The organism is Streptomyces sp. NPDC017943 (genome assembly GCF_044328425.1).
Lineage (GTDB): Bacteria > Actinomycetota > Actinomycetes > Streptomycetales > Streptomycetaceae > Streptomyces > Streptomyces djakartensis_A.
Genome location: NZ_JBIRHH010000004.1, coordinates 87052 through 112905, shown reverse-complemented (window position 1 = coordinate 112905; position 25854 = coordinate 87052). Strand labels below are relative to the sequence as shown.

Genomic DNA, 25854 nt, shown 5'->3' with positions numbered 1-25854 from the left:
TCGGCCGGATCCTGGCCTCACCCGTTCAGCGCAGGGACATGGCGGAGCAGGCCGGTTCTTGGGACGCCCGGATGCCGCCGACCCCTTCATTGAGGTGCTGCTGGATGTCGCCACCGGTTAGCAGCTCATCTGGTTCGGTGGGTTCGGCCTCTCCCGGCTTGGATACCAGCCGCGCCCGGGTGCCTCGGGCGTGCGGGGTGCCGCCAAGCCGCTCGCAGGGGTGAATCCAACCTCTCGGCGTAGTTGGCGAGGACCTGATGAGTAGTCGCACTCATGTCGTCATCCGGTCACCAACGACAGGCTGGACCCATGAGTGTCACCCGGAACGTCAAACCCCGTGATCTGGCCGACTGGCCGGCCTGCCGTTATCTCGCCCTGTTCTTCTGGAGCTGGGCGACGCTGATCACGTTCGGCCCCGTTCTTCTCCTTGCTGTGCTGTCCGTGGCTTGGATGCAGCCGCTGACGTCGGTGGTCCCGTCCGCGAAAGTGACCGTGCTCCAGGTTGGCCTCACTGCGGTTGTACTGACTCCCCTCTACTTCGCCCCCGGCATCGGCCGTCTCGCCCGCTCCGCCCGGTTCGCACTGCTGGGCCTCGTTGCCATCGCCATCGTCTTGGCCGTGTTCCTTTGCGCCGGGCCTCACGTTTGACCCACGTCACTCGGAGCGTGGGGCAGCTGTCACGGACCTGGCCAAGGTCGACTTTGCGCCATCCACGTTCCTCTGCCGGCCATGTGGAGCGGGCGTCCCGCTCCATCCGAACGGAGGGCAGCACCCCCTGAGTTGCGGTGGGTGTCGGCGCTGTCGTACTCCTTGGAGCCGACCTGCTTGGCTTCGACACGAAGGGCAACGGACATGCGATCGTCGCCAACGGCAATCCGGACACGGCGGACCACACGGCGATATATGTGCCCGGAACGACATCGCGCCTTGAAGGGGCCGGTGGGGACATCGGGCGAATGACCAGAGTATGGGCAGAAGCTCACGCAATGGATCAAAGCCAGTCCGTTTCCACAATCACCTGGATCGGCTACGACGCCCCGCAAAACATCGCGCCGGAGGCAATGGATGACCACTGGGCGTATGACGGAGCACCAAAGCTCAACCGGTTTCTGGATGGACTTCAGACGGCTCAGGGCGGCCCGGACGCCAGCCACACGACTGTCATCGGCCACAGCTACGGTTCTACGACGGTTGGCGCCGCATCCATGGCACAGGGGGGTATGTCGGCGGACGACATCGTCGTGGCCGGCAGCCCCGGCATGCTCGTAGGCCATGCGAATGATCTCGATGTAGGCAAGGATCATGTGTGGTCCGAGGCCGCGACCAGCGACCCTGTGCCAGCTGGTGGGAAGGTGGCCCGCCTCGGTGGTGAAAAGTGGGACGTCGAGACCTGGAACGGTATCCCCTTCAATGCCGGATACGTTCAGGTCATCCCCTCTGACGAAGCCTTTGGTGCCCATCGTATGGACGTGGACACGAGTGGTCACAGCGACTACTGGAATGAAAACTCGCAAAGTCCTAAGAATCAAGCAGCGGTAGTTGTCGGCCGCTACGACAGGGTAGAGGAAGACGATTGATTACCACCGGCAGCAGTCGTCACCTTCGGGCGGACCGCCTTGGTATTGCCTTCGCAGTCGCTGTTATTTCTATCGCCGGAACAGGATGTTCGAGCACAGTGGACCGCAGCGAAAACACTTCTACGGCCAATGAATCAACCAGCTCCAAGACCTCCACGCTCGGCGTGGAAGAGGCTCGGGAGAAGGCGAAGACTGTTTCCAGCCAGATCTACGACATGATTGGCATCAAGGAAGGGAGGGTGACTGAGCCCGGCCCTGGCATCGCACCATGCGAGGAAGATCCTGAGCACCTGTACAGCACTGTTCACCCTTGGTCTCTCTACGACGTCCCTGAGGGCGAACTGAGGGACGGCTTCCAGCGCCTGAAGGAAAATCTCCCTGAGCAGGGCTGGAAGATCGTCGAATACGGCCCCAACAACAGCAAGACCAAGACGTTGGAGCTTACGGCCGACTCCAAGACGGAGCCTTTCTCCTTGAACGCCGAGTTGTGGGTTTCGAGCGCCACGGCCGGGACGGAGAAAGACCCGAAAATCCTGGTCAATGTTGCATCCGGATGCTTTCGCGCCCCCAAGGGGACAGCACTTGACCAGGAATTCTAGACTTCAATTATGACGGCTACTCGGCGGGCGGCCTCTGAGCAACTTGCAATCACCCCGGATCTCGCCCATGCGCAGCCCAGCCGGTCCGCGCTCGGCGATGGTGGCGGGTGCGACGACGAGGACGTGGTCGTACTCAATGCCCTTCGGTGGGCGGCGGCGAGAAGCCGAGTCGTCAGGGTCTCGTCGAGCAGCATCCACGGTTCGGCTGCCAGGGTCCGGACGCTGTCGGCGCCCGCTTCGCGCACCGCCCGCGGGTAGGGGAGCGAGGGGGAGATTGTGTGAGCCAGAGGTGCGACGAACTCCATGATTTCCGCCGGTAACGGTAACGGGTGTTCGGTTCGACGACGTGCCAGTCGCCGTGATCGGACAGCAGAGTGCCGAGGCGGTCTCAGCCGGCGTAGGCATGCGGACCCGTGGCCCGGGTGAAATCGCCGAGTACGGTCGTGCAGCTGTTGACAGCGATGCGTCGGCGCAGTGAGCGCGCCTGCATGGGGGTCAGGTCCTGGGCCTCGGCGACGACGATGTGCCCGTGACGTTGCGGAGTCTCTCCGGTGATGAGGTAGCGCAGCTCTTCCAGGCAGACGCGGTCGTCGAGGGTCCAGAGGGTCGGCGTCTGCCGTGGCTGCCCTCCGCCAGCGCTACGAACACCGGCGAGCGCTTTCCGGACCAACCGACCTGGCGTCGAGATGTCCGGTTCTCCGTCGAGGGCCGCGCCTACATGGCCAAGCTCGACGCGGCGGACCGCGAGGCGCGTGACCTTCCGTAGCTCGCGATGCCGAGCTGTACCTCGCCCAGCTGACCTCGTCCGTGACCGAGACTGGCGGGATATCGGACCTGTTCGCCGAGGCCGGCTGGGGATGGCCGACCTGACGCATCTCAACGAAGCGCTCGTCGCCAAGCTCCAGGGCAGCGACACCCCTCACCTCGCGGCGGAGGCGCTGCGCCGGCTCATCGAGCGGAAGATGCGCGAGGTCACGCGTGACGACATCGTCCGCCGCACGGCCTTCTCCGACCGTCTGCAGGACCTGATGATCCGGAACACACGGCAGCAGTACACGAGTGCCGGACTCATCGCCAAGCTGGTCGAGATAGCCAACGAGGTGGTCGAAGACGGCCGGCGCGGCGAAAAAGTTCGATCCACCGCTGAACTGGCGCGAGCTCGCCTTCTACGACGCCGTGCCCGAGCACGACACTGCTCAGGAACTCATGGTGATCTCGTGATCGCATCACAAAAGTTCCGCGGGTGATGTCGAGAACCCAGCGGCGGCTCCGTCCCCGGGGTGAGCGCGACCACAATGGGTCGCATCCGCATCGAGGAGAGCACCATGGCCAAGTACCTGCTGCTGAAGCACTACCGCGGCGCCCCGGCGGCGGTGAACGACGTGCCGATGGACCAGTGGACGCCGGAGGAGATCTCCGCGCACATGCAGTACATGCAGGACTTCGCGGACCGGCTGGAGAAGACCGGGGAGTTCGTCGACGGTCAGGCGCTCGCCCCCGAGGGGGCGTGGGTCCGCTACGACGGGGAGGGGCGTCCGCCGGTCACCGACGGCCCGTTCGCGGAGACCAAGGACCTCATCGCGGGCTGGATGGTGATCGACGTCGACACCTACGAGCGGGCCGTCGAACTGGCCGGAGAACTGTCGGCCGCCCCCGGCAAGGACGGGAAGCCGATCCACGAGTGGCTGGAGGTGCGTCCGTTCTACGGTGTCCAGCCCACCATCACGGAGTGACCGCACCGATGGACGAGGTCCTGCTGCGCAGCCTCACACCGGGCGTGCTCGCCGTCCTCGTCCGCCGCGGAGCCGACTTCGCGGCGGCCGAGGACGCCGTCCAGGAAGCGCTGATCGAGGCGGTCCGCGTCTGGCCGGACGACCCTCCGCGGGACGCGAAGGGCTGGCTGGTCACGGTGGCCTGGCGCAAGTTCCTCGACGCGACCCGGGCGGACGCCGCCCGGCGCCGGCGGGAGGACCTCGTCGACGACGAACCGCCGGCCGGGCCCGCGCCCGCGGTGGACGACACGCTCCAGCTGTACTTCCTGTGCGCCCACCCGTCGCTGACCCCTTCGTCCGCGGTCGCCCTCACGCTGCGCGCCGTCGGGGGTCTGACCACCCGCCAGATCGCCCGCGCCTACCTCGTCCCCGAGGCCACCATGGCGCAGCGCATCAGCCGGGCCAAGCGCACGGTCGCGGGGGTGCGGTTCGACCGGCCCGGTGACGTCGCCACCGTGCTGCGCGTGCTGTACCTGGTCTTCAACGAGGGCTACTCCGGGGACGTCGACCTCGCGGCCGAGGCCATCCGGCTCACCCGGCAGCTCTCGGCCCGGTCCGACCACCCGGAGGTGCGGGGGCTGCTCGCCCTCATGCTGCTGCACCACGCCCGGCGCGCCGCCCGGACCGCGCCCGACGGCGGCCTCGTGCCGCTCGCCGAGCAGGACCGCGGACGCTGGGACACCCGGCTCATCGCCGAGGGCGTCGGGATCCTCCAGGCGGCACTCGCCCGCGACCGGCTGGGGGAGTACCAGGCGCAGGCCGCGATCGCCGCCCTCCACGCGGACGCGCGGACGGCCGAGGAGACCGACTGGGTACAGATCGTCGAGTGGTACGACGAGCTCGTACGACTGAACGACAACCCGGTCGTCCGGCTCAACCGGGCGGTCGCCGTGGGGGAGGCCGACGGGCCGCGGGCCGGTCTGGCGGCGCTCGACGGCCTCGACAGCGGGCTGCCCCGGTACAGCGCGGTGGCCGCCTACCTGCACGAACGGGACGGCGACCGGGCGACGGCGGCCCGGCTGTACGTGGAGGCGGCGCGGAAGGCTCCGAACCTCGCCGAGCGGGACCACCTCACCCGCCGGGCGGCCCGGCTCAACACCGACCGGAGCCCGTGACAGCCCCCGGCGATCCCGCGCCGGAAAGAGAGTGGGCCCCGGCCGATCACCTCCGCCGGCCAGGGCCCGGATCCGGCCGCGGCGGCGGCACTCCCCCGAGTTGCGCGTCCATACGCGCGCGCCCCCGGGCCGGATCCGATGAGGTGATCACATCAAACCTTGCCAACCGATCGCTAACATGTGGCCAACGGTTCGCCGTTGCGTCGTTCGTCGATTGGCCGGAAGTCGCCGAACCAAGATCGAGAAAGGCCCGGACAAGGGGCCGTGCCGGGGTGACCGCACCGACAGACGTGGCGGAAAGCCGCTGTCCGGGAACAGGATCGCGTCAGGGGTACGGGCACGGGGGAGGCAAAGCGGTGATGCGGTTCGGGCTGCTCGGGCCACCGGCGCTGTTCGACGGCATGCGTGGCGGTGAGCCGGGAGCGGCCCGTGGCGGTGCGCCGGGGGGTGCACGTGGTGCCCGTGGCGGTGCGCCGGGTGGTGCCCGTGGTGGTGTGCCGGGGAGTGCCCGGGAAGGCAGCCCGGGAGAGGCTCGGGTCGTCCGGAGCCCCAAGTCGCGTGCCCTGCTGGCCGCGTTGCTCCTGGACGCCGGACGAGTCGTCTCCGTCGACGCGCTCAAGGACGCGCTCTGGGGCGGCGCCCCGCCCGTCTCCGCCCACGCCTCGCTGCACAACCACGTGGCCCGGCTGCGGCGGCTGCTCGACGATCCCGCGCGGCTGCGGACCGTGCCGTCCGGTTACGTCCTGCGGGTCGGCGAGGGCGAGCTGGACGTCGACGTGTTCGACACCCATGTGGCGGCCGCCAGGGCCGCGCACCTGTGCCACGAGCGGGTGCGCGTGGTGCGGGAGGTCGAGGCCGCGCTCGCCCTGTGGCGTGGCGCGCCGCTCGCCGGGCTGCCGCCCGAGGTCGGCGGATACGCCCTGACGCACCGGCTGCGTGAGGCCCGGCTGCTGCTCCTGGAGTGGCGCTACGACGCCGAACTGGCGCTGGGCGGTCCGCGCCTCGACGAACTGGTCCCGGAACTCGCGGTGCTGACGGACGAGTATCCGCTGCGCGAGGCGTACCACCGGCAGTTGATGCTCGCCCTGCACCGCACCGGCCGCCGCGCCGAGGCCCTGGCCGTCCACACCGAGCTGCGCACCCGCCTGGTCGACCGGCTCGGCATCGAGCCCGGGCCGGGGGTGCGGGCGGCGCACGTGGAGGTGCTGCGGGGCGCCGCCGACCCGAGCGGCCATGCCCCCGTGCCGTCACACCCGCCCGCTCCCGTCACCGGCGGTGCTGCCCTGCCGTCGCACCCGCCCGCCTCTGTCACCGGCGGTGCTGCCCTGCCGTCGCACGTGCCCGCCCCCGGCCATGATCCCCTGCCGCCGCACGGGCCCGCCCCCGTCACCGGCGGTGCTGCTCTGCCGTCGCACCCGCCCGCCTCTGTCACCGGCGGTGCTGCCCTGCCGTCGGACCCGCCCGCCCCTGTCGCCGGCGATGCTGTCCTGCCGCCCCACTCGCCCGCCCAAGTCACCGGCCGTGCCCCCGTGCCGTCGGACCCGCCCGCCCCCGTCACCGGTCGTGCTGCCCTGCCGCCCCACTCGCCCGCCCCCGTCACCGGTCGTGCTGCCACCCCGCCGTCCGCGTCCACCGGCCCCGGCGGCCGCCCTGCCGCGCCCCCCTCCCCATCCCCCTCCCCATCCGCCCCCCTCCCGGACCCGGCGGCCGACAGGCCCTCGCCACCGCCGTCCACCGGCCTCGGCACCAGCCCCGGCCCCGGCGACCGCCCCGCCGCGCCCGCACCACCCGCTGCCGTCCCGCCCCGCCCCTCACCCCGGCCCGCGCAACTTCCCCCCGCACCACTCCACTTCACCGGCCGCCTCTCCGTGCGCGACGCCCTCCGCCGCACTCTCGCCGACGCCGGGCCCTGCCCCACCGTGGTGGTCAGCGGGATGGCCGGGGTCGGCAAGAGCGCACTCGCGCTGGTGGTGGCGCATGCTCTGGCGAAACGTTTCCCCGACGGGCAGCTCCATCTCGACCTGCACGGCGCCACCCCGGGCAGAACGCCGCTCAGCACCGGCCAGGCCCTCACCGTGCTGCTGCGTGACCTCGGCGTCGAGCCCTGCCGCGTCCCCGCGTGCCCCGATGCCGCGTCCGCCCTGCTGCGCTCCCTGCTCGCCCCCACCCGCACGCTCCTGGTGCTGGACGGCGCCACGAGTGCCGCGCAGGTACGGCCCCTGCTGCCGGGCGGTGCCGGATGCGCCGTGCTCGTCACGAGCCGGTCGCCGCTGACCGCCCTCGACGGAGCGGCCCGTTTCCCGCTGGCGCCCCTGTCGGAGGAGGAGAGCGCCGAACTGCTGCGCGTCGCCTCGGGGCGCGAGGATCTGGGCACGTCGCGAGCGGCCCGGCTCCTCGTCGCACGCACCGGCCGCCTCCCCCTGGCCCTGCGCATCGTCGCCGCCCGGCTCGCCGCACGCCCGGCCCTCACGCCGGAGCGCCTGGCCGGCCAACTCGCTGACGGGAGGGAGCGTCTGCGGCACCTGGAGTACGACGATCTGAGCGTCCGGCGCTCCCTGGCGGTGACGTACGACGCGCTCACCGCCTCCGAGCGCACGGCCGACCGGGACGCGGCCCTCGTCCTGCGCCGCATCGGCGCGCTCGGCCTGCCCGCCTGCAGCGCCGGGCAGCTCGCCCCTCTCACCGGTCTCGACGCGCGTCGCACCGAGGCCGCGCTGGACCGCCTGTGCGACGTGGCGCTCCTGGAGGAGACGGCGTACGGCCGCTACACGCCGCACGACCTGGTGCGGGACTTCGCCCGGGAGCCCGGCGGGTGAGGCGGGACGGAGCGGGACACCGCGACGAGTCGACGGTCTCGCCCGCCCCGGCGTCCCGCCGTCGCCGCTGCGCGACTCCCGCTCCGGCGTCCCGCCGTCGCCGCGGCGCGACGCCCGCCCCTCACTTGGCGTCCGCGTAGCACTGGACCACGGCCGTCGTGAACGGGAACCGCACCGGGGTCTCGCCGAAGGTCAGCCGTCCGGCGAGGGCCGACGCCTCGCGGATCGCCTCGACGACCGCGCCGGTCTCCTCCTCGGGGCAGTGCACGATCACCTCGTCGTGCTGGAAGAAGACCAGCTCGGCGGCCAGGCCCGCGCACGTCCTGCGCAGCGCGGCGAGCAGCAGCAGCGCCCAGTCGGCCGCGCTGCCCTGGACGACGAAGTTCCGGGCGAAGCGGCCGCGGGCGCGGGCGTCGGTGGAGGCGTACCCGGGCAGCCACTGCGTGGACCCGGGCTGTTCCTCGCCGGCCGCCGGGATGCCCGCCTCCTCGGTGCCGTCCTCCGTGCCCCGGGCCGCGGGCGGGCAGGTCCGGCCGAGCCAGGTCCGCACGAGGCGGCCCTCCTCCCCGGCCCGGGCGGCCTCGTCGACGTAGGCCACGGCGCGGGGGAAGCGGCGGCGCAGGGCCGCGAGGTTCTTCAGGCCGTCCCCGGAGGTCTGCCCGTACACCGCGCCGAGCACGGCGATCTTGGCCTGGTCGCGGTCGCCGGAGAAGGCCCGGTCGGAGACGGACTGGTACAGGTCGCTCTCCCGCCCGGCCACCTCCATCAGGCCGGAGTCGCGGGAGATGGCGGCGAGGACGCGCGGTTCCATCTGGTCGGCGTCGGCGACGACGAGCCGCCAGCCGGGGTCGGCGACCACGGCCCGCCGGATGACCTTGGGGATCTGCAGGCCGCCCCCGCCGTTGGTGACCCAGCGCCCGGTCACCGTGCCGCCCGCGAGGAACTCGGGCCGGAACCGGCCGTCGCGCACCCAGTCCTGGAGCCAGGACCAGCCGTGGGCGACCCAGATGCGGTACAGCTTCTTGTACTCGATGAGGGGCTTCACGGCCGGGTGGTCGACCGACTGGAGCTCCCAGCGGCGGGTCGAGCCGACCTTGATGCCGGCCTGCGCGAAGGCCTTGACCACGTCGGCCGGCAGGTCGGGGCGGACGCGGCGGCCGAACGCCGTGGACACCTCGTCGGCCAGTTCGGCCAGGCGGCGCGGCTCGCCGCCGCCCGCGTACCGCTCGCCGAGCAGGTCGTGCAGCACGGCCCGGTGCACCTCGGCGCTCCAGGGCAGCCCTGCCCGGTTCATCTCGGCGGCCACCAGCATGCCCGCCGACTCGGCGGCCGTCAGCAGCCGCATCCGGTCCGGGTGCTCGGCGCGTCCGTGCCGGCGCTGCTGCTCGGCGTAGACGGCGAGGAGGTCCGCCAGGGGGAGGGGCACGCCCTGGGGTTCGAACAGGGAGGACTGGGCGCCAGGGGCGGCGGACCGCTGCGGCGGATCGGGCGGCACGGGCAGGCCGCGCAGCCGGGCCAGGGCGGCCGCGGCCGAACGGGGCTCCCCGTACCGCCCCTCGTGGCCGAGGAGGAGGGTCTCGGCGGCCTCGAGGTCGTAGCACCGCTCGACCCGCACCCCCGCGGTGAGCAGGCGCGGGTAGACCTCGGCGGTGGACCGCCACACCCACCGCGTGACGCCGGGACGGCTCCGCACGGCCGCGGCGGGATCCGCCTCCCGCAGCACCGGCCCGGCGGGCAGCCCGTCCGGACCGAGGGGGGCGACCTCGACGCCGCCGTCCTCGGCCGGGGCGAGCGCCCACCGGTCGGTCATGCGGCGAGTCTGCCAGGGGGGTCTGACAATCCCCCCGCCACCGCCCGGCAGGTCAGGACTCGTCCAGCACGTTCTCCTGCGCCCGCGCGATCTTCTCCAGCACCCTGGCGACGTACTGCTCCGTCCGCTCCTTGCCGATGCCCAGGCCGCTGAGGACGCCCTGGCCGTTCTCGTGCTCTAGGAGGGCGAGCAGGATGTGCTCGGTGCCGATGTAGTTGTGGCCGAGGCGCAGGGCCTCACGGAAGGTGAGTTCCAGGACCTTCTTGGCGGCCGGGCCGTACGGCACGAGCTCAGGGACGTCGTCGGCGGCCGGCGGGAGCGCCGCCGTGGCCGCCGCGCGGACCTCGTCGAGGGAGACGCCCTGTTCGACGATCGCCTTCGCGGCGAGGGCCTCGGGCTCGGCCAGCAGGCCGAGGACGAGGTGCTCCGGCAGGCCCTCGGTGTTGCGGGCGGCCTTGGACGCGTGGTGCGCCGCCATCACCGCGCTGCGGGCGCGGGGCGTGTAGCGGTTGAAGCCCTGGCCGGGGTCGAGGTCGGCCGACTCCTTGGGCACGAAGCGCTTCTGCGCGGCCTGCCGGGTGACGCCCATGCTCTTGCCGATGTCGGTCCAGGAGGCACCGGAGCGCCGGGCCTGGTCGACGAAGTGACCGATCAGGTGGTCGGCCACGTCGCCCAGGTGGTCCGCGGCGATGACGGCGTCCTGCAACTGGTCCAGCGGCTCGTGGTGGACCTTCTTGATGGCGGCGATGAGGTCGTCGAGACGGACGGACGACGTGGGATCGGGGTTCGTCATGTGTCAACCGTAGGTTGCGCCCCCGCGGGTGTCAACCTAAGGTTGACAGCAGGTCGCGTGGCACCATCGGCCGGGTGAGCACGCCCAGCACCGTCGACCGCGCCTTCGCCGCCGCCCTGTACGAGACCGGCGAGACGGCCCTCGACACCGGCGCGTCCCTGCTGGCCGCCGACAGCGCGGCCGACCCCGAACTCGCCCGGCGAGGACAGGAGTTCGTGGCGGCCGCATGGCGCCGGGGCTGGCAGCCCGCCGACGTCGTGCGCGTCGTCCGACGCGAGCTGGACGAGGTGCACGTACGCCTCGCGGCGGAGCTGATCCGGGCCCAGCGGGGTGCGGACCGGCCGCGCGGGCGGCGCTGGAGCGCCCAGCTCGCCGCACTGCCGGCCGACCCGCCGCCCCGGACGGACCGCTTCTCCCACGCCACGGCCGTCCTGGAGCTGTACCGGCTGCTGCTGCGCCTGCCCCCGCTGGAGGTGCTGGACGAGCAGCCCGGGGGCGCGCGCACCGAGTCCCGGATGCTCACCCGCATCCGCGCCCTGCTCGCCAAGGCGGAGGCCACCGGCTTCCCCGAGGAGGCGGAGGCGCTCAGCGCCAAGGCGCAGGAGCTGACGGCCCGGTACAGCGTCGACGAGGCGCTGCTCGCCGCGCGGGCACCGTCACCCGAGACGCCCGGGGCGTGCCGAATCGGGGTGGAGCCGCCCTACGAGGAGGCCAAGGCGGTGCTGCTGGACGCCGTCGCCACGGCCAATCACTGCCGGGCGGTGTGGAACGAGGCGCTGGCCTTCTCGACGGTCGTCGGGTTCGAGACCGACCTGGAGGTGGTCGAGCTCCTGTACACCTCCCTGCTGGTGCAGGCCACGACCGCGATGACCACGGCGGAGGCGGCCCAGAGGGCGGGTGGCCGCAAGCGCACCAATACCTTCCGCCAGTCCTTCCTCGCGGCCTACGCCCACCGCGTCGGCGTCCGCCTGGCCGCGGCGGCCCGGACGCAGGTGACCGACGACCTGCTGCCGGTCCTGGCCTCCCGCGAGGTCGCCGTCACCGGGCGGCTGGACCGGATGTTCCCGGAGACGACCACGACCCGGCTGCGCTCGGTACGCGACGCGGCGGGCTGGACGGAGGGCGCCCGGGCGGCGGACCGGGCCCAGGTCCGCCACCGGCCACGACTGGACTGACACGCGGACGGCGTCCGCGGCGGCCGGGGCGTCGACGTCCGCCACCTCCTGCGGCCCCTGCCCGCCTCGGCCACCGGGCGGTCCCGCCGTCCGCTCGGTGCGACCGCCCTCAGTCCCCGGAGGTCTCGAACCCGCTCACCGTGGCGTCCGCGAGGCCGCCGTCCTCCGCGTGGGCCACCGGGCCGTAGGACCACTTCAGTTCGTGCGCGTCCTTCGGCGCGCCGGGCAGCGTGAAGGACGCCGCGTGCACGATGAGGCTCTTCGCCGGGTCGGCCTCGCCCCGGACGTAGGTGATCGTGAAGGACGTCGTGGCGCCCTTGCCGAGCGTGAGCGGCCGGGCCTGGGCGCCCTCCTCGGGGAGCACGTTCGTCGTGCTGCTCTCGGCCAGCAGGTCCACGGCGGGGAAGCCCTTCAGGGTGCACGGGGCGTCCCGGTTGGTGAGGGTGACCGTGACGTTGCCGGTGTCACCGGCCGCCGGGGCGGCGCCGGCCCCGACCTCGACGTCCATGGCGCCCAGCGCGCAGGCCGCCGGGCCGTTCGACGGGTCCGTGTTCTTCGTGTCGTCGGCGCCGTCGCCGCCGCCGCAGGCGGTCAGCAGGAGGGTCGCGGAGAGGGCGGCGGCCAGGGTGACGGGCAAGGTGCGCATGAGGTCCTCTGGGCGTGATGAGCAGGAGGGGCTTCGGTTCCCCCGATCGGGAGGAGCGTGGGCTCCCCCGGATCGGAGGCTTCGGCTCCCCGGATCAGGAAGGGCGTCGGCTCTCCGGATCAGGAAGGGCTTGGGCTCCCCGGATCGGGAGGGGCGTCGGCTCCCCGGATCAGGAAGGGCTTCGGCTCCCTGGATCATCACGCACCGGGCTGCCGCACGGGTACGCGCCCCCGCCGAATCGCCCGAACGCCGGACGGGCCGCGGCGCCCTGAGGCGTACCGCGGCCCGTCGTCGCGCTGCCGGATCGCTACTGCGCGTCGAGGCTCGCCGTCGGGAGACCCGTGGGCAGCTTGCCGCCCTCGGCCTTGGTGTAGGTCTCGGTGCCCACGCCGTTCTCCCAGGTGACCTTCATGCTGGTCCCGGTGACCGAGTCGACCGTGCCGCTGGCCCGGCCCTTGGAACCGTCCGCGCACTTCAGGCGGATCGTCCTCGTCCCGGACTCCTCGCCCGCGGTGCCGCTGCACACGCCGCCGCCGGTGGCGAACAGCGCGGCCTGCTTGCCGGTGATCACCAGGGCCACGGCCTTGCCGTCGGTCGTCGCGAGCCAGCTGCCGGCCAGTTCGCCGCCGGCCTCGTCGCCCGAGCCGGAGTCCGACCCGGACGACCCGGAGTCGCCGCCCGTGCCCGCCGACGCCGAGGCGGACGCGGCCGGGCTCGACGCCGGGTCGTCCCCCGAGTCGCCGTCGCCGCTGCACGCGGTCAGCGCGAGCGCCCCCATCAGCCCCGCGGCGGCCGCCGCGACGCGCACGGCGCCGGAGCGACGCGAGAAGATCACCGAAGTCACTGCAAGCCCCCAAGCTGTAGCCGGTCGGCGGGCCGGTCCGGGAGGACCGGTCGGCCGGCCCCGTGGCCGGAACGATCGCAGCAAGCTACCAGGGCCCGTCAAGGGGTCCGCGGAACGCCCGTCACCAGGACGACTTGCGCACACCGGGCAGGTACCCCGCGTGCGCCTGCTCCCGCAGTCCGACCCGGGACAGCCCGAACGCCCGGAAGTAGCCGCGCGGCCGCCCGTCCACCTGGTCCCGGTTGCGCACGCGCGTGGCGCTCGCGTCCCGCGGCTGCCTGCGCAACTCCGCCTGCGCCGCGGCCCGTTCGGTCGCCGTGGACGACGGCCGGCGGACGATCTCCGTCAGCTCGGCGCGCCGGGCGGCGTACCGCGCGACGGTCTCCTTGCGCCGCTCGTTCTTCGCGATCTTGCTCTTCTTCGCCATCAGACCCTCACTCCCCGGGCCCGGATCCGGGCGACGGCCGCCTCGACGCCGATCGCGTCGACGGTCCTGATCCCCCTGGCGCTCAGCCGGAGCCGCACGTGGCGGCCCTCGCTCGGCAGCCAGTAGCGCTTGGACTGGATGTTCGGGTCGAACCGGCGGGACGTGCGCCGGTGGGAGTGCGAGATGCGGTTGCCGAACCCGGGGCGGGCCCCGGTCAGCATGCAGTGCGCGGACATGGTGGGTGACGTACCTCTCGTCTCAGGCGATGTAAATGGAATTCATTTTCAGTAGCATAGCGGCATGGCTCGCAACGAACTCCGGCCGGTCATCAAGCTCCGGTCCACCGCCGGGACCGGCTACACCTACGTGACCCGCAAGAACCGCCGCAACGATCCGGACCGACTGACCCTGCGCAAGTTCGACCCGGTCGCCGGCCGCCACGTCGACTTCCGAGAGGAGCGCTGACCATGCGCGAGGGCATCCACCCGGAGTACGGCCCGGTCGTCTTCCGCGACCGCGCCGCGGACTACGCCTTCCTCACCCGCTCCACCATGACCAGCGGGAAGACGATCGAGTGGGAGGACGGCAACACCTATCCCGTCGTCGACGTCGAGATCTCCGACGTCAGCCACCCCTTCTACACGGGCACCGCCCGCGTCCTGGACACGGCGGGCCGCGTCGAGCGCTTCGAGCGCCGGTACGGGAAGAAGGGCTGACGCCGTGTCCGAGTTCTCCGAGCCCGAGCTTGCCGTCGTGATCGTCGGCGGGCTGCACGCCGACGCCCGCAGGGCGGCCGTCGCACGGCTGCTCGCCGACGTGCCCGGCAGCGTCGTCCTCCACCACGACCTGTCGGCGGCCGCCGCGGGCAGGGTCGTACGGACCGTCCGGGACGCCGCCGGGCTCCTCGACACGGGCGAGACCCCGCTCGTGAACGACTGCGCCTGCTGTGCCCTGCGCGAGGACCTGGTCCCCGAACTCGAGCGGCTCCGGGACGCCGGCGGCACCCGGCTGGCCGTCGTCGAGTTGTGGGACTCCGTCGAGCCCAAGGCCATGGCCGAGGTCGTCGCGGCCGGCGGGCTGACCGTCACCGGTGTGATCACCGCCGTCGACCCGGCCCTGGTCCTGCCGTACCTGGGCAATGGCGACGACCTGGCCGAAGGGGGCCTGGCCGCGGCCGCCACCGATCAGCGCACGGTCGCCGACACGTTCGCGCGTCAGCTGGAGTACGCCCCCGTCCTCGCGGTCGCCGACTCCCCGGAGGCCGACGACGAGGACCGCGCACTGCTCGGCCAACTGCACCCCACCGCCCGGCAGGTGCCCCTCGCGCCGCAGGACCCGGACCCGGACCCGGGACCGGACCCGCACCCGCTGTCACCGCTGGCCCGGGCCGCCCTGGCCGGTTTCGACATCGAGGCGGCCGCCGCCGCCCAGCACCCCGCCAGCGCGCTGCTGCCCGCCGAAGCCGACGCGCACGGCGTCTCGACCCTGGTGTGGAGCAGCCGCCGCCCCTTCCACCCGGAGCGGCTCTACGCCGCGCTGGAGGACCTGACCTGCGCGGCCGCCCGCAGCCGGGGACGGTTCTGGCTCGCCGACAAGCCCGACACCCTGTTCCACTGGGACGCCGCGGGCGGGGCCCTGTGCGTGGAGAGCGCCGGGCCGTGGCTGGCCGCGCTGCCGGACGCGGCCTGGGAGCTGGTGCCGCCGGTACGCCGGGCCGCCGCCGCGCTGGACTGGCACCCCGAGCACGGCGACCGCTGCCAGCGCCTGGCCTTCACCTCGCCCGGCCTCGACCGGGACGGTCTGACGCGCCTGCTCCGGTCCTGCCTGCTCACCGACGCCGAGTACGCGGCCGGACGCGAGGCCTGGCAGCGCCTGCCGCACTCCTTCGACACCCTCCTGGAGGTCTGAACCGACATGCCCCGCAAGCCCGAACGCACGCCCGCCCGGAATCGGCCCAACCCCCTGGACCAGGCAGGCGTCACGTACGTCGACTACAAGGACACCGATCTGCTGCGGAAGTTCCTCTCCGACCGCGGCAAGATCCGCAGCCGCCGGGTCACCCGCGTCTCGGCGCAGCAGCAGCGGCAGATCGCCGCGGCGGTCAAGAACGCGCGGGAGATGGCGCTGCTGCCCTACGCCGCTCGCTGAGCACGTCCCGGATCGGGGTGAGGTTCCCCACGCTTGACGCGTGGGGGACCTCTTGTCCGTTCCGGGGCGGGTGCGGCGGCCTGCCCGGCGGTGCCGCCGGGAAGGGCCGGGCGGCTGGTCGCCCGGCCTGGGCGGGCCGTCCGGCGGACGGCGGGGAAAGCGCTTCGAGCGGCCGGCCCGGTACCGTGCGCCCGGTGGGAAGCGGACGCCGGTGCGAGCCGGGCCGGGCACGGGCGGATGACGGCCGGATCGTCCGTACGGCGCATTCGTGCCTGGTCAAGCGGGTGCCCGGCGCTTCCGGATACGGCCTCGGCGCTCTGTTCGGCCGCCGCACAGCCGCTCGTCGGCACGTCGAGCGGATGCTCCGCATCCCTCGACGCCGCCCGGCCCGCCGGTTTTCGCCCCGGGCCGGGGGAACGCGGCACGCGTCAGCGGCGTCAGACAAGCAAGAGCTTTCGGTAAAGCGGTCGCCAAAGCTGTAACCGCCGGACCACCCCGCGTGCACGTGCATCTGCCTCTGCATCTGCACATGAACAGAGCTATGATCCGGGTCAGTTGACCGCTGCATCAATGGCCACACCAGCCAGTGCACCACCGGGGAGCGACCTGTGGACCACGACGCGTACAACGGGATGGCGGCCACCAGGCTGAGCGGTGTGGCCTGGCAGAAGAGCAGGCACAGCAACTCGCAAGGGTCCTGTGTGGAGTTCGCCCGGCTGCCGGGCGGTGACGTGGCGGTGCGCAACTCCCGCTTCCCCGACGGTCCCGCGCTGGTCTACACCCGAGCGGAGATCGAGGCGATGCTGCTCGGCGTGAAGGACGGGGAGTTCGACCATCTGGTCGGATGACAGCGATGTCGGCCCCTGCGGGCCGCTCGGCGCCCCGACGGCTGTGACGCGCGTAGAGCCGCGACGCGAGAAGGCGCCGCCGTTCCTCATCCGCAGGCCGGACCGGATCCGGTGTGCGGGAGGCGGAACAGCGCCCACACCACCTTGCCGTCGAGGGCGCCCGCGAGCGGGTGCCAGCCCCAGCTGTCGCTGAAGGAGTCGACGAGGAACAGTCCGCGCCCCGACTCGGCCGAGAAGTCGTCGGTCTCCCGGGCGACGGGGCTGTCGTGGCTGGGGTCGCGCACCGCGCACACCAGCCGCTCGGTCCACCGCATCAGGTGCAGCCGCACCGGGGGTTCGCGGCGGGTGGCGCACAGGGTGCTCGCCGGCAGCCCATGCCGCAGGGCGTTGGTGACGAGTTCCGAGACCACCAGGCAGACGTCGTCGAAGCGGTCGCCGAGGTCCCACTGGTCGAGGGTTCTGCGGGTGAACCGGCGTGCCTCGCCCACCGCTTCGAAGCGGGCAGGCAGTGCGCAGGAGGCGGCGTGGGACACGGCCGCGGGGTCCAGCGGCGGAAGGCCCTGCCGTAACGGCTCGAGCATGGTCGATCCATTCGTCCCCATGCGAGGCACTCCCGGGTGTTCGCGGTCGGTGCGATGCAGCGGTGGTGCGGGACCATGGTTTCGGATGCGTACAGCAGATGCAAGGGCAGATGCACGTGCAGGTGACCGGAATGCGTTGTCCCGTACCGCTTGTTGGTCAATTTTTCCGTCATCTTGACGTCGCACTTCGGCCGTTCACATGCCTCTTTCTTCCGGCCGCGCGCGTGCGCCGACTGTCTCGATTCCGTTTCCGTAACCGGACGAGTACTGCTCGAAGTGTTTTAGTGGCAGACTTCGGCCCCTGAAACCGTTGGGGAGGCTGGCGAACGTGAGCGCGGGAGAGCCGGGATCGGTGGTGCGGCGCATGCTGCTCGGATCACAACTCAGGCGACTGCGTGAGGCGCGGGGCATCACGCGCGAGGCGGCGGGCTACTCGATCCGCGCCTCCGAGTCGAAGATCAGCCGGATGGAGCTGGGCCGGGTGAGCTTCAAGACCAGGGACGTCGAGGACCTGCTGACGCTGTACGGCATCACCGACGAGCAGGAGCGCTCCTCGCTGCTGTCGCTCGCCAAGGAGGCCAACGTCGCGGGCTGGTGGCACAGTTACTCCGACGTGCTGCCGAGCTGGTTCCCGACCTACGTCGGCCTGGAGGGCGCCGCCTCGCTGATCCGGGCGTACGAGGTGCAGTTCGTGCACGGCCTGCTGCAGACGGAGGCGTACGCGCACGCGGTGGTCCGCCGGGGCATGCAGGGCGCGAGCGCGGCCGACGTCGAGCGGCGCGTGGCGCTGCGCCTGGAACGGCAGAAGCATCTCGTCGCCGAGTCGGCCCCCGACTTCCACATCATCCTGGACGAGGCCGCGCTGCGCCGCCCCTACGGCGACCGCGAGGTGATGCGCGGCCAGCTCCAGCACCTCATCGACATCTCGGAGCGGCCCAACGTGCGCCTCCAGGTGGTGCCGTTCAGCCTCGGCGGGCACTCCGGGGAGAGCGGCGCGTTCACGATCCTCAGCTTCCCCGAGTCGGACCTGTCGGACGTGGTGTACCTGGAGCAGCTCACCAGCGCGCTGTACCTGGACAAGGCCGAGGACGTCGCCCAGTACGAGCGGGCGCTCAAGGAGCTCCAGCGCGACAGCCCCGGCCCCGCCGAGAGCCGGGACCTTCTGCGGGGTCTCCTCCAACTCTCCTGAAACATCAGTACGATGACGCGTGATCAGATCGCGGCGAAGCGATCGAAGGTCTCAGGGATCGAGGGATCACATGTCGTCGTCCTGCTTCACCGAGCTCGCACAGCAGTACATCGACGGTGAGTGGCGCCCGGGCAGCGGCTCCTGGGACATCATCGACTTCAATCCCTACGACGACGAGAAGCTGGCGTCGATCACCATCGCCACGGTCGACGAGGTCGACGAGGCGTACCGGGCCGCCGCCCGCGCCCAGCGGCAGTGGGCGGCGACCAACCCCTACGCCCGCCGCGCGGTCTTCGAGAAGGCCCTGCGGCTCGTCGAGGAGCGCGAGGCCGAGATATCCGATGCCATCGTCGCCGAGCTCGGCGGCACGCGTCTGAAGGCCGCCTTCGAGCTGCACCTGGCCAAGGAGTTCCTGCGCGAGGCGGTCCACCTGGCGCTCGCCCCCGCGGGGCGCATCGTCCCTTCCCCCGTGGACGGCAAGGAGAACCGCGTCTACCGGGTGCCGGTCGGCGTGGTGGGCGTGATCAGCCCGTTCAACTTCCCCTTCCTGCTGTCGATCAAGTCCGTCGCCCCGGCCCTGGCCCTCGGCAACGCCGTGGTCCTCAAGCCGCACCAGAACACGCCGATCGTCGGCGGCTCTCTGGTCGCGAAGCTCTTCGAGGACGCGGGACTGCCCGGCGGCCTGCTCAACGTCGTCATCACCGACATCGCCGAGATCGGGGACGCCTTCATCGAGCACCCGGTCCCGAAGGTCATCTCCTTCACCGGCTCCGACCAGGTCGGCCGGCACGTCGCCACCGTGTGCGCCCGGCAGTTCAAGCGGTCCGTGCTCGAACTGGGCGGCAACAGCGCGCTGGTGGTCCTGGAGGACGCCGACCTGGACTACGCCGTCGACGCCGCGGTCTTCAGCCGGTACGTCCACCAGGGCCAGGTCTGCATGGCCGCCAACCGCGTCCTGGTCGACCGCTCGGTGGCCGAGGAGTTCACCGAGAAGTTCGTCGCCAAGGTGAAGGGCCTCAAGACGGGGGACCCGCGCGACCCGGAGACCGTCATCGGCCCGGTCATCAACTCCTCGCAGGCCGAGGCGCTCGCGGGCGTGGTCGAGCAGGCGCTGGCCGAGGGCGCCACCGCCCTGGTCCGCGGCGGGCGGACGAACAACCTCGTCGAGCCGTCCGTGCTGACCGACGTGCCCGCAGGCTCCGCCCTGCTGCGGCAGGAGGTCTTCGGGCCGGTCGTCTTCCTGGTGCCGTTCGACGGCGAGGAGGAGGCCGTGCGCCTGGTCAACGACAGCCCGTACGGCCTGAGCGGCGCCGTGCACACCGGGAACGTCGAGCGCGGCGTGCGGTTCGCCCAGCGGATCGACACCGGCATGTTCCACGTGAACGACGGCACGGTGCACGACGAGCCGATCGTCCCCTTCGGCGGCGAGAAGGCCTCGGGCGTCGGCCGCCTCAACGGCGAGACGATGCTGGACGCCTTCACGACCACCAAGTGGATCTCGGTGCAGCACGGGCGCAGCGGCTTCCCGTTCTGATCCGTCAGCGGCCCCACGGCCGTTGCGGTTGCGGACAGCACCTGACCGCAAGGGTGCGTAGCGTCGTCGGTGTGAGGGGGAGAGGCCCCCGGTCACGACGGAAGGCGGCGGTCATGGTCACTCACGTTCCCGCGGAGGCACCCGGCGACGAGCGCGGAGCGCTGCTGTCGTTCATCGCCGAGCAGCGCGGCGGCATCCGCCGGGCGCTGCTGGGCCTGACGCCGGAGCAGGCGGCGTCCCGCCCCAGTGCGAGCGAGCTGTCCCTGGCCGGACTGCTGAAGCACGTGGCGGAGGTCGAGCAGGGCTGGATCGCCCGGGCCAAGGGGGAGCCGCCCGCCGTCCACCGGGACGAGTCGAACTGGGACGAGTGCTTCCGGCTGGTCGGCGACGAGACCGTGGAGCAGCAGCTCGCGTACTACGAGAAGGTGGCCGCCGACACCGAGGCGTTCATCCGCGAGGTGCCCTCCCTCGACGACACGTTCCTGCTGCCGGCGACGTCCTGGAACCCCAAGGACGAACGGCTCTCCATGCGCTGGCTCTGCCTGCACCTGATCCGCGAGACGGCCCGGCACGCCGGTCACGCGGACATCGTCCGGGAGTCGCTGGACGGCGCGACGGCCTTCGAGCTGGTGGCGAGGGAGCAGGGCAGCGCCCGGGGCTGACCACGCCCGTCCTACGCTGGCCCCATGTCAGCGATCCGTCTCCTCGTGCTCGGCGCGGTCCGCATGCACGGGCGGGCCCACGGCTACCAGGTGCGCAACGACCTGGAGTACTGGGGCGCCCACGAGTGGTCCAGCGCCAAGCCCGGCTCGATCTACCACGCGCTGAAGCAGATGGCCAAGCAGGGCCTGCTGCACGCGCACGAGGTCGCCCCGTCCACGGCCGGCGGCCCGCCGCGCACGGAGTACGAGCTCACCGGGCAGGGCACCGAGGAGTACTTCCGGCTGCTGCGCGAGTCGCTGGTCACCTACGACCAGCGCGGGGACGTGAAGACGGCGGCCGTCGGCTTCGTGGTGGACCTGCCCCGGGCCGAGGCGGTGGCCCTGCTGAAGGAGCGGACGCTGCGCATCGAGCAGTGGCGGGCCGCCGTCCTGGAGCACTACGCGCCCGAGGAGGGGCCCCAGCAGCTCGGCCACATCGGGGAGATCATGAACATGTGGGTCCACACGGCCGACTCCGAGGCCGAGTGGACCCGCGGGCTGATCGAGCGCATCGAGAGCGGCGCCTACACCTTCGCCGACGAGGGCGACCCGTTCGTGGGCGTGCTGGCCGAAGACGAGGAGAACCCGTACGCGACGGGGGAGCGCCATCCCGGGGATTCCCACTAATCAAGTTTGACGAATGGCGGGCGCGGGGATACCTTCGAGCACGTAGTCAAGTTTGACTAGCGAGGGAGGCTCAGTGGCCGACGCGGCGATCACCGTGGAAGGCGTGCACAAGAGGTACGGCGACAAGAAGGCGCTGGACGGGCTCGGCCTCACGGTCGCGCGCGGCACGGTGCACGGGGTGCTCGGGCCGAACGGCGCGGGCAAGACCACCCTGGTCCGGGTCCTGTCCACGCTGCTGCGGCCGGACGCGGGCCGGGTCGTGGTGGCCGGCCACGACGCGGTCCGCGAGGCGTACGCCGTCCGGCTGCGCATCGGCCTGCTCGGGCAGAACGCCGCGCTCGACGAGGAGCTCGGCGGCCGGCAGAACCTGGAGCTGTTCGGCCGGCTGCACCACCTGGGCGCCCGGGGGGCCCGCGCGCGGGCCGGCGAACTGCTGGAGCGCTTCGGCCTGGCCGGCACCGGCCGCAAGCCGGTGCGCCAGTACAGCGGGGGCATGCGGCGCCGGCTCGACCTGGCCGCGTCCCTGATCACCGAACCGGAGGTGCTGTTCCTGGACGAGCCGACCACCGGGCTCGACCCGCGCGGGCGGGCCGAGGTCTGGGAGTCCGTCCGCGCCCTGGTAGGCGGCGGGACGACGGTGCTGCTCACCACCCAGTACCTGGAGGAGGCCGATCAGCTCGCCGACCGGATCAGCGTGGTCGCCGGCGGGCGGGTCATCGCCGAGGGGACGGCCGACGAGCTGAAGGCCGAGACCGGCGGCGACCGCATCGACGTGGTGCTCCGGGACGCGGGCCAACTGGGCGCCGCCGTCGCCCTGCTGCCCCTCGCCGACGTGTCCGTCGACCCCGACCGCCGTCTGCTGAGCGCCCCGGTCGCCGACCGCATGGAGGCCCTGGCCGGCGTCGTCCGGGCCCTGCGGGAGGCCGGGATCGAGGCGGAGGACGTCGCCCTGCGCCGCCCGACGCTGGACGAGGTGTTCCTGCACCTGACCGGGGACGACCACCGAGTGAAGGAGGCCGCGTGACCGCGCACGCCCTGACCGACTCCTGGACCATGACCCGCCGGGAGCTCGCCCGCTGGCAGCGGCAGCCCGTCCAGCTGGCCGTCAACCTGGTCTTCCCGGTGATGCTCCTGCTCATGTTCGGCTACCTGGTCGGTGGCGGGCGGGGCGTGAGCGGCGAGTACCGCGACTACCTGATCCCCGGCATGCTCGCGCTCACCATGGCCTTCGGCCTGGAGGGCACGATGCTCGCCGTCACGCAGGACCTGAACAAGGGCGTGATCGACCGGTTCCGGTCGATGCCGATGGCCGACGGCGCGGTGCTGGTGGGCCGGTCGGCCGCCGACATGCTCCAGTCGGCGCTGGCCCTGCTGGTGCTGATCGGTGTGGGCGTGGCCCTCGGCTGGCGGCCCGGCGGCGGCCCGACGGCCCTCCTCGCCGCCCTGGGCCTGCTGCTGCTGTTCCGCTTCGCCATGCTGTGGATCGGCATCCACCTGGCCCTGGTGGCCGGCCGGCCGGAGATGGTGCAGGCCGTGCAGATCCTGGTCTGGCCGGTCGGCTTCCTGTCCAACGCCCTGGCCGCGCCCGGCTCCATGCCCGGCTGGCTGGGCACGGTCGTCGAGTGGAACCCGATGTCCCACACGGCCACGGCCGTACGGGACCTCTTCGGCGTCCCCGGCACGGAGTCCGGGCACGTCTGGGCGGCGGTCGCCTGGCCCCTGGCCCTGCTGGCGGTGTTCTTCCCGCTGGCGGTGCGCAGGTTCGCACGGCTGAGCCGGTGAGCGCCGGCGTCCGGGATGCTCCGGACGCCGGGCCCTAGTGGTGGAAGCTGGTCGCCGCGCCCCTGTCCCGCGTCAGGGGGTGCGGCTGCCGGCGCAGGTCGGGCAGCAGCCGCTCCAGGTCCTGCGCGAGCAGGTCGGCGAGGTCGGCGGAGAACCCGTTGCGGCACACCACCCGCAGCACGGACAGGTCCTGACGATTCTCCGGGAAGGTGTAGGCGGGCACCAGCCAGCCGTGCTCGCGCAACCGCCGCGACACGTCGAACACGTCGTACGCCGTCACGTCCGGCGCGGTCGTGAAGGCGAACACGGGCAACTGGTCGCCCCGGGTCAGCAGCCGGAAGTCGCCGAGTGCCTCGATCCGGGCGGCCAGCGCGGTGGCCACGTCCCGCGCGGCCTGCTGCACGGCCCGGTAGCCGTCCCGGCCCAGCCGCAGGAACGTGTAGTACTGCGCCACGACCTGGGCGCCGGGCCGCGAGAAGTTCAGCGCGAACGTCGGCATGTCACCGCCCAGGTAGTTCACCCGGAACACCAGCTCCTCCGGCAGCGCCTCGGCGTCCCGCCACAGCGCCCAGCCGACGCCCGGGTAGACCAGGCCGTACTTGTGTCCCGAGGTGTTGATCGACGCCACCCGCGGCAGCCGGAAGTCCCACACCAGGTCCTCGTCGAGGAAGGGCGCGACCATCGCGCCGGACGCCCCGTCGACGTGCACGGGGACGTCGAGCCCGGTGCGCTCCTGCAGCGCGTCCAGCGCGGCGCACAGGTCGGCGACCGGCTCGTAGGACCCGTCGAAGGTGGAGCCGAGGATGCCCACGACCCCGATGGTGTTCTCGTCGCACAGCTCGGCCGCCGCCTGCGGGTCCAGGTGGTAGCGCTCGCCCTCCATGGGGACCAGCCGCGCCTCCACCTCCCAGAAGTTGCAGAACTTCTCCCAGCAGACCTGCACGTTCACGCCCATCACCAGATTGGGCCGGGCCCCCGGGTAGCGGTCGGCGTTGCGCTTCGCCCAGCGCCGCTTCAGGGCCATGCCGGCGAGCATGCAGGCCTCGCTCGACCCGGTCGTGGAGCAGCCCACCGCGGCGGCCGGGTCGGGCGCGTTCCACAGGTCGGCGAGCATCGCCACGCAGCGCCGCTCCAGCTCGGCCGTGCGCGGGTACTCGTCCTTGTCGATCATGTTCTTGTCCCGGCACTCCGCCATCAGCAGCCCCGCCTCCGGCTCCATCCAGGTGGTGACGAAGGTGGCGAGGTTCAGCCGCGCGTTGCCGTCGAGCATCAGCTCGTCGCGCACCAGCTGGTGGGCGGTCGCCGGGGCCATCGGCTGGTCCGGGAGCCGGTGGGTGGGCGGGGCCTCGGCCATGTCGCCGACCGGGTTGGCGGGGCCGTAGAACGGGTTCACGGACATGCGGTGCTCGCCGGAGCGGCGGGGACCTTCGTGGAGCGGCACGGGTGCCTCCAAGGGCTGGGTGGCGACGGGGGTGGGTGTGTAGGGGGCTTCAGCGGACCGGGGAGCCGTCCTCGCGCAGCTGCATCTGCGGCCGGCCCGTGAGCAGCAGCCAGGCCGGCAGGGAGGCGATGCACAGCAGGGGGAGGATCGACGGGGAGGCGACCAGCACCGCGGCGACGAAGAGGCTGACCCAGCCCTGCCGGGTGATCGCCAGCAGTACGCCGAGCACCGCGGCGGACACCCCGACCGAGGGGTGCACCCCGTCGACGAGGGCGTGGGCGCCCAGGCCGAGGGCGGTGCCGACGAACACGGCCGGGAAGATGCGCCCGCCGCGGAAGCCGCAGGAGGCGGCGACGAGCAGCGCGGCCAGCTTCACGACCGTCAGGACGGCGTACTCCCCGGCACCGCGGGCCCCGGGGTCCCGCGCCAGCACGGCGATCTCGTCCAGCCCCTTGAACAGCGTCAGATGGCCGCCGAGCGCCGCCAGGGCGCCGAGCACCGCCCCGCCCGCCGGGAGCATGAGCATCGGGTGCCGCAGCCGGCGGAAGGCCGCGTGGACGTGGGGGAACGCGTAGACGGCGCAGAGGGTGAGCAGCGCGCCGGCCGAGGCGACCACGACGGCCGCCGCCAGATCGGCCCAGCCGGGGCGCCCGAGGGGCGGCAGGCCGAGGTCGAAGCTCGGGCGGTCGATGAGGGAGACGGTCAGGGAGCCGGCCGCGGCGGCGGTCAGCGGCGCGAACAGGTTGTCCCAGAGCAGGCCGCGCGTCTTCTGCCCGGCCAGCACCTCGGAGATCACCAGGGCGGCGGCCACGGGGGTGCCGAACAGCGCGCCGATGGTCGCCGCCTCGGCCAGCGCCGGCCAGATCCGGCCCGGCGCCCGCGGCACGGCCCGGCCGCCCAGCCACACCGCCAGGCCGACGTTGACGGCGATGATCGGGTTCTCCGGGCCGAGGCTCGGCCCGCCGGCCAGCATCAGCGCGGTCGCCAGCACCAGTCCCGGCAGCACCACGGGCGGCAGGACCGGGGCGTCCAGCCCCACGGTGGCCGGGTCGGGGCCGGCGTGCCCGGGCATCCGCCACACCACGAGCCCGACGGCGATCCCGGTGGCGACGAGCATCACGAACATCCAGGCCACCGAGTACCGGCCGATGCCCAGTGCGTCCGGCAGGGGCCCCCAGAGCACGTGCTCCAGCTGCTCGGCGGCGACCTCCACGCCCACCAGCACCAGGCTGGACAGGACACCGACGGCCACGGCGGGCACGATCGACGGCAGCAGGGCGCGAGCGGGGGTCGCCGGGGTGACGGAGGGCGCCTGCGGCTCGGTGTCCTGGACCACGGGCACACGATAAACGGATCAACCCGGACAAACAGGAAACACGCTTGCACCTCACGTCGCGTGAGGCCCGACCGTGGAGCACGGAAGAAGAAG

General features: G+C 72.5%; 28 protein-coding genes and 1 pseudogene. 19 read left to right on the top strand and 10 right to left on the bottom strand.

All coding sequences use genetic code 11. The features are described 5' to 3' along the window. Positions 1-309: 309 nt before the first annotated feature. From ACH4C6_RS13990 to ACH4C6_RS13980, 3 genes are all read left to right on the top strand, one after another. The gene (locus ACH4C6_RS13990; protein ID WP_398108821.1) at positions 310-648 is read left to right on the top strand and encodes a hypothetical protein; all 339 of its coding nucleotides are present in this window, start codon (positions 310-312) and stop codon (positions 646-648) included. 137 nt (positions 649-785) lie between these two features. Continuing rightward, positions 786-1577 carry an alpha/beta hydrolase gene (locus tag ACH4C6_RS13985; protein WP_398108820.1) on the top strand — a complete coding sequence of 264 codons (792 nt, stop codon included), beginning with the start codon at positions 786-788 and terminating at the stop codon, positions 1575-1577. Positions 1578-1675: 98 nt separating this feature from the next. Beyond that, complete coding sequence (locus tag ACH4C6_RS13980) at positions 1676-2176, top strand: hypothetical protein (protein WP_398108819.1); 501 nt, start codon at positions 1676-1678, stop codon at positions 2174-2176. 69 nt (positions 2177-2245) lie between these two features. Here the strand turns inward: ACH4C6_RS13980 and ACH4C6_RS13975 are convergent. Further along, positions 2246-2805, bottom strand: a pseudogene (locus ACH4C6_RS13975) (ATP-dependent DNA helicase); the annotation flags it as partial. A gap of 228 nt (positions 2806-3033) precedes the next feature. Here ACH4C6_RS13975 and ACH4C6_RS13970 point away from each other — a divergent pair. The 4 genes from ACH4C6_RS13970 to ACH4C6_RS13955 all read left to right on the top strand — a co-directional run bounded on the left by ACH4C6_RS13970 (position 3034) and on the right by ACH4C6_RS13955 (position 7879). After that, positions 3034-3423, top strand: a complete 390-nt coding sequence (locus ACH4C6_RS13970; RefSeq protein ID WP_398108818.1) for a type I restriction enzyme endonuclease domain-containing protein — start codon at positions 3034-3036, stop codon at positions 3421-3423. A gap of 78 nt (positions 3424-3501) precedes the next feature. Then, complete coding sequence (locus tag ACH4C6_RS13965; RefSeq protein WP_398109341.1) at positions 3502-3909, top strand: YciI family protein; 408 nt, start codon at positions 3502-3504, stop codon at positions 3907-3909. A gap of 8 nt (positions 3910-3917) precedes the next feature. Continuing rightward, positions 3918-5063 carry an RNA polymerase sigma factor gene (locus ACH4C6_RS13960; protein WP_398109340.1) on the top strand — a complete coding sequence of 382 codons (1146 nt, stop codon included), beginning with the start codon at positions 3918-3920 and terminating at the stop codon, positions 5061-5063. Positions 5064-5638: 575 nt separating this feature from the next. Then, a complete protein-coding gene (locus ACH4C6_RS13955) occupies positions 5639-7879 on the top strand; it encodes a BTAD domain-containing putative transcriptional regulator (protein ID WP_398108817.1) in 2241 nt (746 codons plus the stop codon). Positions 7880-8000: 121 nt separating this feature from the next. Here ACH4C6_RS13955 and ACH4C6_RS13950 read toward each other — a convergent pair whose 3' ends face one another. Both ACH4C6_RS13950 and ACH4C6_RS13945 read right to left on the bottom strand, forming a co-directional pair. Next, on the bottom strand, positions 8001-9689 hold the full coding sequence (locus tag ACH4C6_RS13950; RefSeq protein ID WP_398108816.1) for a bifunctional 3'-5' exonuclease/DNA polymerase: 1689 nt from the start codon (positions 9687-9689) through the stop codon (positions 8001-8003). A 52-nt stretch (positions 9690-9741) separates the two neighbouring features. Continuing rightward, a complete protein-coding gene (locus tag ACH4C6_RS13945; RefSeq protein ID WP_398108815.1) occupies positions 9742-10482 on the bottom strand; it encodes a Clp protease N-terminal domain-containing protein in 741 nt (246 codons plus the stop codon). Positions 10483-10556: 74 nt separating this feature from the next. Between ACH4C6_RS13945 and ACH4C6_RS13940 the strand changes: the two genes are divergently transcribed. Further along, the gene (locus ACH4C6_RS13940; protein WP_398108814.1) at positions 10557-11657 is read left to right on the top strand and encodes a DUF2786 domain-containing protein; all 1101 of its coding nucleotides are present in this window, start codon (positions 10557-10559) and stop codon (positions 11655-11657) included. Positions 11658-11766: 109 nt separating this feature from the next. Here ACH4C6_RS13940 and ACH4C6_RS13935 read toward each other — a convergent pair whose 3' ends face one another. The 4 genes from ACH4C6_RS13935 to rpmB form a co-directional block, all read right to left on the bottom strand. Further along, entirely contained in the window at positions 11767-12303 is a 537-nt protein-coding gene (locus ACH4C6_RS13935; RefSeq protein ID WP_398108813.1) for a DUF4232 domain-containing protein, read from the bottom strand. Between the two features lie 307 nt (positions 12304-12610). Next, positions 12611-13138 (bottom strand): hypothetical protein, encoded by a 528-nt coding sequence (locus ACH4C6_RS13930; RefSeq protein ID WP_398108812.1) that lies wholly within the window; start codon positions 13136-13138, stop codon positions 12611-12613. A 130-nt stretch (positions 13139-13268) separates the two neighbouring features. Next, positions 13269-13574 carry a 30S ribosomal protein S14 gene (rpsN, locus tag ACH4C6_RS13925; protein WP_398108811.1) on the bottom strand — a complete coding sequence of 102 codons (306 nt, stop codon included), beginning with the start codon at positions 13572-13574 and terminating at the stop codon, positions 13269-13271. Next, on the bottom strand, positions 13574-13810 hold the full coding sequence (gene rpmB / locus ACH4C6_RS13920) for a 50S ribosomal protein L28 (protein WP_398108810.1): 237 nt from the start codon (positions 13808-13810) through the stop codon (positions 13574-13576). The genes rpsN and rpmB overlap by 1 nt, the downstream gene beginning before the upstream one ends. 64 nt (positions 13811-13874) lie before the next feature. On the opposite strand from rpmB, the gene rpmG reads away from it, so the two are divergent. The 5 genes from rpmG (at position 13875) to ACH4C6_RS13895 (ending at position 16570) form a co-directional block, all read left to right on the top strand. Further along, positions 13875-14039, top strand: a complete 165-nt coding sequence (gene rpmG / locus ACH4C6_RS13915) for a 50S ribosomal protein L33 (protein ID WP_333932256.1) — start codon at positions 13875-13877, stop codon at positions 14037-14039. A 2-nt stretch (positions 14040-14041) separates the two neighbouring features. Further along, complete coding sequence (locus tag ACH4C6_RS13910) at positions 14042-14290, top strand: type B 50S ribosomal protein L31 (RefSeq protein WP_398108809.1); 249 nt, start codon at positions 14042-14044, stop codon at positions 14288-14290. Positions 14291-14294: 4 nt separating this feature from the next. After that, positions 14295-15482 carry a CobW family GTP-binding protein gene (locus ACH4C6_RS13905; protein ID WP_398108808.1) on the top strand — a complete coding sequence of 396 codons (1188 nt, stop codon included), beginning with the start codon at positions 14295-14297 and terminating at the stop codon, positions 15480-15482. Between the two features lie 6 nt (positions 15483-15488). Next, positions 15489-15722, top strand: coding sequence for a 30S ribosomal protein S18 (gene rpsR, locus ACH4C6_RS13900; protein ID WP_398108807.1), 234 nt, complete (start codon positions 15489-15491; stop codon positions 15720-15722). Positions 15723-16354: 632 nt separating this feature from the next. After that, positions 16355-16570 (top strand): DUF397 domain-containing protein, encoded by a 216-nt coding sequence (locus tag ACH4C6_RS13895; protein WP_398109339.1) that lies wholly within the window; start codon positions 16355-16357, stop codon positions 16568-16570. 86 nt (positions 16571-16656) lie between these two features. Here the strand turns inward: ACH4C6_RS13895 and ACH4C6_RS13890 are convergent, their stop codons facing one another. Continuing rightward, a complete protein-coding gene (locus tag ACH4C6_RS13890) occupies positions 16657-17151 on the bottom strand; it encodes an ATP-binding protein (protein ID WP_398108806.1) in 495 nt (164 codons plus the stop codon). A 364-nt stretch (positions 17152-17515) separates the two neighbouring features. On the opposite strand from ACH4C6_RS13890, the gene ACH4C6_RS13885 reads away from it, so the two are divergent. The 6 genes from ACH4C6_RS13885 to ACH4C6_RS13860 all read left to right on the top strand — a co-directional run bounded on the left by ACH4C6_RS13885 (position 17516) and on the right by ACH4C6_RS13860 (position 22984). Continuing rightward, positions 17516-18340 (top strand): helix-turn-helix domain-containing protein, encoded by an 825-nt coding sequence (locus ACH4C6_RS13885; RefSeq protein WP_398109338.1) that lies wholly within the window; start codon positions 17516-17518, stop codon positions 18338-18340. A gap of 70 nt (positions 18341-18410) precedes the next feature. Continuing rightward, entirely contained in the window at positions 18411-19874 is a 1464-nt protein-coding gene (locus ACH4C6_RS13880; RefSeq protein WP_398108805.1) for an aldehyde dehydrogenase family protein, read from the top strand. A gap of 113 nt (positions 19875-19987) precedes the next feature. Beyond that, positions 19988-20536: a DinB family protein gene (locus tag ACH4C6_RS13875; RefSeq protein WP_398108804.1), complete on the top strand. Its 549-nt coding sequence runs from the start codon at positions 19988-19990 to the stop codon at positions 20534-20536. A 24-nt stretch (positions 20537-20560) separates the two neighbouring features. Further along, positions 20561-21202, top strand: coding sequence for a PadR family transcriptional regulator (locus ACH4C6_RS13870; RefSeq protein ID WP_369198437.1), 642 nt, complete (start codon positions 20561-20563; stop codon positions 21200-21202). A 73-nt stretch (positions 21203-21275) separates the two neighbouring features. Further along, positions 21276-22226: an ATP-binding cassette domain-containing protein gene (locus ACH4C6_RS13865; protein ID WP_398108803.1), complete on the top strand. Its 951-nt coding sequence runs from the start codon at positions 21276-21278 to the stop codon at positions 22224-22226. Next, positions 22223-22984, top strand: coding sequence for an ABC transporter permease (locus ACH4C6_RS13860; RefSeq protein WP_398108802.1), 762 nt, complete (start codon positions 22223-22225; stop codon positions 22982-22984). Before ACH4C6_RS13865 ends, ACH4C6_RS13860 begins: the two co-directional genes overlap by 4 nt. A gap of 34 nt (positions 22985-23018) precedes the next feature. Here ACH4C6_RS13860 and ACH4C6_RS13855 read toward each other — a convergent pair whose 3' ends face one another. Both ACH4C6_RS13855 and ACH4C6_RS13850 read right to left on the bottom strand, forming a co-directional pair. Then, on the bottom strand, positions 23019-24425 hold the full coding sequence (locus ACH4C6_RS13855; protein WP_398108801.1) for a glutamate decarboxylase: 1407 nt from the start codon (positions 24423-24425) through the stop codon (positions 23019-23021). Positions 24426-24474: 49 nt separating this feature from the next. Next, entirely contained in the window at positions 24475-25761 is a 1287-nt protein-coding gene (locus ACH4C6_RS13850; RefSeq protein ID WP_398108800.1) for an ion channel protein, read from the bottom strand. Positions 25762-25854 lie beyond the last annotated feature (93 nt).

What these genes read in the sequence shown, in the direction of transcription:
- ACH4C6_RS13990 (WP_398108821.1), top strand. Translation starts at nt 310, where the DNA reads ATGAGTGTCACCCGGAACGTCAAACCCCGTGATCTGGCCGACTGGCCG.
- ACH4C6_RS13970 (WP_398108818.1), top strand. Translation starts at nt 3,034, where the DNA reads ATGGCCGACCTGACGCATCTCAACGAAGCGCTCGTCGCCAAGCTCCAG.
- ACH4C6_RS13965 (WP_398109341.1), top strand. Translation starts at nt 3,502, where the DNA reads ATGGCCAAGTACCTGCTGCTGAAGCACTACCGCGGCGCCCCGGCGGCG.
- ACH4C6_RS13960 (WP_398109340.1), top strand. Translation starts at nt 3,918, where the DNA reads ATGGACGAGGTCCTGCTGCGCAGCCTCACACCGGGCGTGCTCGCCGTC.
- ACH4C6_RS13950 (WP_398108816.1), bottom strand. Translation starts at nt 9,689, where the DNA reads ATGACCGACCGGTGGGCGCTCGCCCCGGCCGAGGACGGCGGCGTCGAG.
- ACH4C6_RS13945 (WP_398108815.1), bottom strand. Translation starts at nt 10,482, where the DNA reads ATGACGAACCCCGATCCCACGTCGTCCGTCCGTCTCGACGACCTCATC.
- ACH4C6_RS13935 (WP_398108813.1), bottom strand. Translation starts at nt 12,303, where the DNA reads ATGCGCACCTTGCCCGTCACCCTGGCCGCCGCCCTCTCCGCGACCCTC.
- rpsN (WP_398108811.1), bottom strand. Translation starts at nt 13,574, where the DNA reads ATGGCGAAGAAGAGCAAGATCGCGAAGAACGAGCGGCGCAAGGAGACC.
- rpmB (WP_398108810.1), bottom strand. Translation starts at nt 13,810, where the DNA reads ATGTCCGCGCACTGCATGCTGACCGGGGCCCGCCCCGGGTTCGGCAAC.
- rpmG (WP_333932256.1), top strand. Translation starts at nt 13,875, where the DNA reads ATGGCTCGCAACGAACTCCGGCCGGTCATCAAGCTCCGGTCCACCGCC.
- ACH4C6_RS13910 (WP_398108809.1), top strand. Translation starts at nt 14,042, where the DNA reads ATGCGCGAGGGCATCCACCCGGAGTACGGCCCGGTCGTCTTCCGCGAC.
- rpsR (WP_398108807.1), top strand. Translation starts at nt 15,489, where the DNA reads ATGCCCCGCAAGCCCGAACGCACGCCCGCCCGGAATCGGCCCAACCCC.
- ACH4C6_RS13895 (WP_398109339.1), top strand. Translation starts at nt 16,355, where the DNA reads ATGGCGGCCACCAGGCTGAGCGGTGTGGCCTGGCAGAAGAGCAGGCAC.
- ACH4C6_RS13890 (WP_398108806.1), bottom strand. Translation starts at nt 17,151, where the DNA reads ATGCTCGAGCCGTTACGGCAGGGCCTTCCGCCGCTGGACCCCGCGGCC.
- ACH4C6_RS13885 (WP_398109338.1), top strand. Translation starts at nt 17,516, where the DNA reads ATGCTGCTCGGATCACAACTCAGGCGACTGCGTGAGGCGCGGGGCATC.
- ACH4C6_RS13880 (WP_398108805.1), top strand. Translation starts at nt 18,411, where the DNA reads ATGTCGTCGTCCTGCTTCACCGAGCTCGCACAGCAGTACATCGACGGT.
- ACH4C6_RS13875 (WP_398108804.1), top strand. Translation starts at nt 19,988, where the DNA reads ATGGTCACTCACGTTCCCGCGGAGGCACCCGGCGACGAGCGCGGAGCG.
- ACH4C6_RS13870 (WP_369198437.1), top strand. Translation starts at nt 20,561, where the DNA reads ATGTCAGCGATCCGTCTCCTCGTGCTCGGCGCGGTCCGCATGCACGGG.